The organism is Nostoc sp. FACHB-888 (assembly GCF_014696655.1).
Taxonomy (GTDB): Bacteria; Cyanobacteriota; Cyanobacteriia; order Cyanobacteriales; family Nostocaceae; genus Nostoc.
On sequence record NZ_JACJQM010000277.1, the window covers coordinates 1 to 4,522 of the forward strand.

Here is a 4,522-nt window from a genome sequence, read left to right on the forward strand (position 1 = left end):
GAGCCAGGAAAAAGATTTTACGCTTACCGTTGGTTACTTGATTGGTTTATTCAGCTACGTGGGCAGTTTCCCACCCGTGAGCAATTGTCTGGGCATTTAGCGCAAGTGACAATTGACCCGCAAGTTAACTACCAACAAGTAACAGTTATTCAAGAGGCGATACAACCGCAAAATCTTGGCATCCCACAAGCTCGATTTGCTCAATTACCAAATCATGCTGTGGGAGCAACGTTTGAAGAGGAAACGGGGCAGAGTGCAGGGAGCTACGGGGAAATTTCTCCCATGCCCTCTGCTAAGGTGCAAAGTGCTTCTTCCTCTCCAGTCAATACCGATATCTCCACCTACACCACTAAACCCCAAGCGCAGTATGACCTAATTGGGCATATTGCTAAGAAAGTTACCAATATGCTGTGGGTTGGTGTCCCTGGTTCTGGCAAAGGCATCACCATTAGCAATGCAATCGATGCTATTAAGCGGCTACATCCTGGCATACACATCTTTTATATTGATCCCAAAGGTGACGAGAAAGAAACTGGATATTTCTTAGGTCGTGTTGATACTTTTAAACGGGCTAAAATCCTAGAAATGTCGCCAGTCGAAGCGGTCAAGTGGGTCAAAGAATGTTTTACCGAGTTCCAGAAAATCTCTGGCCCAAAGCTCATCATTTTAGATGAAGGCACGGCTGTTTGTTCCAAGTTCAAAAATACCAAGGGTGAAATTGGCTGCCTTAAAGACAAAATCATCTCTTACTGTTCTTGCGGTGATAGTTCTGGTTGGCATTTCTGGATTGTCGTGCAAAATCCCCATACTGACGACTTGGGCATTTCTGGCGGACTGCGATCGCAGTTAACATCTGTTGCCTTAGTTTCTCCAGATAACGTCCCAGCTTACAACGCCATGATTGCCACTCAACTCATACCCAGCGATCGCAAGATTACTTCCACCCAAGTCATGGAGATTGCCGCACAATTACCAGTTGGTCGAGCAGTGTATTACGGCGGCATCAATCAATGGTTCCCAATGCCACAGCTAAAAAACTTCTCTGGCTATGACCGAGATACCAAACAGTTTGTTAATTCTGCACCCAGCGAGCAACATTCTTCTAGTACCGAAGCTAATTCATCAGTGGATGCGCCAAAAACTCAAGCTCAACAGATGTTGGCACTTTTGGAGAAAACGAAAGCTAATTCAATTGATGAGTTTATTCAAACCGAGTTGAAATTAGACGGAGTTCCACCAGATTTAATCCGTTTAGGAATCGAAAGATTGCTTCAAGATTCTCCAATTAAGTACAAATTCGACGGCGCAAATAGCAACCAGAACTAAAATTATCAGGAGAAAATATGCAGTCAATTCGTGACGTACCTACACCGCCTGCGTACAGGTCGGTGTAGGTACGTCACTACGAGTGTCTACAAGGGTTTTAGATTTTCGATTGCTATCCTAAAACTACGCGAACACAAAAGAAGTTATAAAAAAAATGCTATTAGCATTGAATAAAATAAAACTTTAATTGCAGTGTATCACCTCTAGCTTATTTTCAATATAATTTGCTCTTGATGAAGTAAAATCGCATCAACTCAACAAAAAACATCTTTAGTACTTTTGTAATTGGGATTTTTGGTATCTTAACTTGAAGAGCTTATGGCATAATGAGCAATATTCCTACGGAAGAAAAATTATTGTTGAGGGAGATTAAATGCCTGTTACCTACGAACTTAGAGATTACCAACATCAGTGGATAAAAGATATTTGGAATTCTTGGGATCAAGGTAATAGGCGGGTGCTTGGACAACTCCCGACAGCCGCCGGGAAAACGGTGTGTTTTGCACATATTTCTCATAAATTCTTTGACCAAGGAAAGCAAGTTTTAGTCATTGCCCATCGGATTGAGTTGATATCTCAAGCTGCCGAAAAACTCTCAGAAATCATCGGTGAACCAGTTGGGATTATCAAAGCAGGTGTTCTGGCTAATCCTGAGCGAAGAATCCAAGTTGCTAGCGTTCAAACCTTGAGCAGACGAGAGGTATTAGAGTTGCCAATGAAGATTGGACTTTTGATATTGGATGAAGCGCATCATGCAACTGCTTTATCTTATCGGCGATTAATTGAACATTATGAAAGCGCCCAAATATTAGGTGTAACTGCCACTCCCCAGAGAATTGACGGTCAAGGTTTTGTTGATTTATTTGATGATTTGGTTATTGGCATTGACACGACTGACTTAATTCAGGCTGGGTATTTAAGTAAGTTTCGATTATTTGCAACGAATCAAACTATTTCGACTCTTGGAGTTGCAAAATCTCGTGGAGATTTCAGAGCCAAAGACCTAGCGGTTGCCGTCACTAGCCAGATTGGGGTTAGTGAAATCCTTGAGAATTACTTTAAATATGCACGAAATCTTCGTACAGTTATTTTCGCCTGTAGCTTAGAACATTCTCGTGCCCTGGCTGCGGAATTTTCTCGTAATTATATTAGTGCCGAACATTTAGATGGGAAAACTCCCCCACAAGAGAGATTAGAAATATTGCAGCGTTTTCGCAATGGGACAACCCAAGTAATTACTAATTACGAAATCTTAACCGAGGGCTTTGATTGCCCTAATATTGAGTGCGTCTACTGCGTCCGTCCGACTGAAAGCTCTACTATGTGGCTGCAAATGCTGGGACGGGTTCTAAGAACTTACACTTTAAAACCCACTGCGGTGATTATTGATATTACCGATAATTGGAAAAAACATGGGCTTCCTGATGAACCACGCAAATGGAGCTTATTGCCTAAAACTATATCAGAAATACAAAACAAAGGCTTAATCCAATGTGAGCATTGCACCCATATTTTTAAACCGCTAACTGATGAATTAGCTATTGAAGCCGAAGTTGACGAGGATGGAGTAGTGATTCAACATCACCAAGCTATTTGTCCAAGCTGTGGTGAAACGATTTATTTTACAACTATTGAGAATCCTACAAAGCCAAATTTTAGCAGAATCCGACTTAGACAGGGTTTTAGCCTAACTCTAACAGAAATTGACCTTTCTGTTTCTACTTACAGATTAGACTTAGTTACTGATACGATCCGAAGGCAAGGTTTACGAGGTGCGAGTCCCACTAAAATTTATAGCGCCATTTTCATCGCTTTTATTGAAAATATTACTAGATTCACTCTTGGAGATTGGCGCGAAATCGTTAAAATGGTTGAGCCATCCCAATCAGCAATTACCAAAAAAGCATGGGAACTGTACAAGGAAGCTTTTGAACGACATAAGAACCGCATCTTGGCTATGTCTTTCGTTGAACAGAAAAAGCTAAAACAAGGCAGTAGCAATGTGGCGACTAATGTAACGACAATAGAAGCTCTTGGGCAGTTGGAAAATAGTATATTTTGGGAACCAAAAACAATTGAAAAGTCATCTAAGTTCAAAAAGAATTTAGGTGATAATTATTTTCGAGTGAAGTACAAATCACAATGGCTTGAATCCTTAACTTACTGTTCAATGCTAACAGGCGATTTTTTAAACATAAATGCTGGACTATTCCATGTGGAAATTAAAGATGTATATGTAAATATCTGTATTGAGGTTAGAGAACTTCCTGGGCTGAAATCCAAACTAACAGAGATTTGTGATCCCGCAGAGATTGAATATGCCTTTAGTAAAGGATTTGGCAAGCTTGCTAAAGTCATGTTCCGGTTAAGTTAATTCCCCATGTTATACCAATTCACAATTCGCACTCTTGCTGCGCCCCGCTTCTCTACGAGACACTTCGTGAACGCTAACGCAATGACGCTCTCTACGAGACGCTAAAAGCGAACGTAGACTCGCTTTGCGCGTCGCTGTTTTCATGCCCAAAGGGCTGTACGCAATTAGAAAACTTAGATACAGCAAGCCTTTCAGGATTTACATCTGTTTCATTATTTTAGTGAATTGGTATCATGCACTGTTTGGTAAAACCTATTTAGGCACAGAGGTCGCGTTGAGTCCATTGCTTTTCCTTCTTGCCCTCTTGTTTGTACTTTCTGTAAGCTTCGGTTCTTCTGACTTACTAGAATTAACCATTTTCACCAAGTGCTGATTTAGATAACTTTGCGCCGAGATATACAAACTTTCCCAAATCTCCTGGTTCCGGCTGATTTTTGTACCGACTGTATTTCCTGCTGTTTTCTCCGACACCAAATATTTGCGGAAATAGTTCGTCCACACGTGTTGTAAAAAGTCTTCGGCGAATTCATTAAACGGCAGAATCCATTTATAGTCTTTATCCAAAAATACCCGATAGGACGCGATTATCGGTAATGCGAGGTCAGTTGGCGCACCAAACCCGAATGAGTACTTGCTGTCCGGTAACAACGTAGTTTTACGTATATCTATTGAAGCTAAATCGTTAGCACCCTTTCTTCTGGGGTTGCTGATATGGTCTTGAATTATTTCGTACAGTCTTTGCTCTATCCACAAGGCTTGAGAAAGTAGAGGCAGTAAAGCGGTTAATCGTTCCCTTTCTGCATCTGTGATGTTACTTGGAAG

The 4,522-nt window shown here is 41.1% G+C and carries 2 protein-coding genes and 1 pseudogene; 2 read left to right on the top strand and 1 reads right to left on the bottom strand.

The window, feature by feature from the left end:
- On the top strand, positions 1–1,326 hold a 1,326-nt coding region (locus H6G26_RS38925), incomplete at its 5' end, for a hypothetical protein (RefSeq protein WP_190737146.1).
- A gap of 373 nt (positions 1,327–1,699) precedes the next feature.
- Positions 1,700–3,700: a DEAD/DEAH box helicase gene (locus H6G26_RS38930; RefSeq protein WP_190737148.1), complete on the top strand. Its 2,001-nt coding sequence runs from the start codon at positions 1,700–1,702 to the stop codon at positions 3,698–3,700.
- A gap of 252 nt (positions 3,701–3,952) precedes the next feature.
- Here H6G26_RS38930 and H6G26_RS38935 read toward each other — a convergent pair.
- Positions 3,953–4,522 (bottom strand): annotated as a pseudogene (locus H6G26_RS38935) (abortive phage infection protein); the annotation flags it as partial.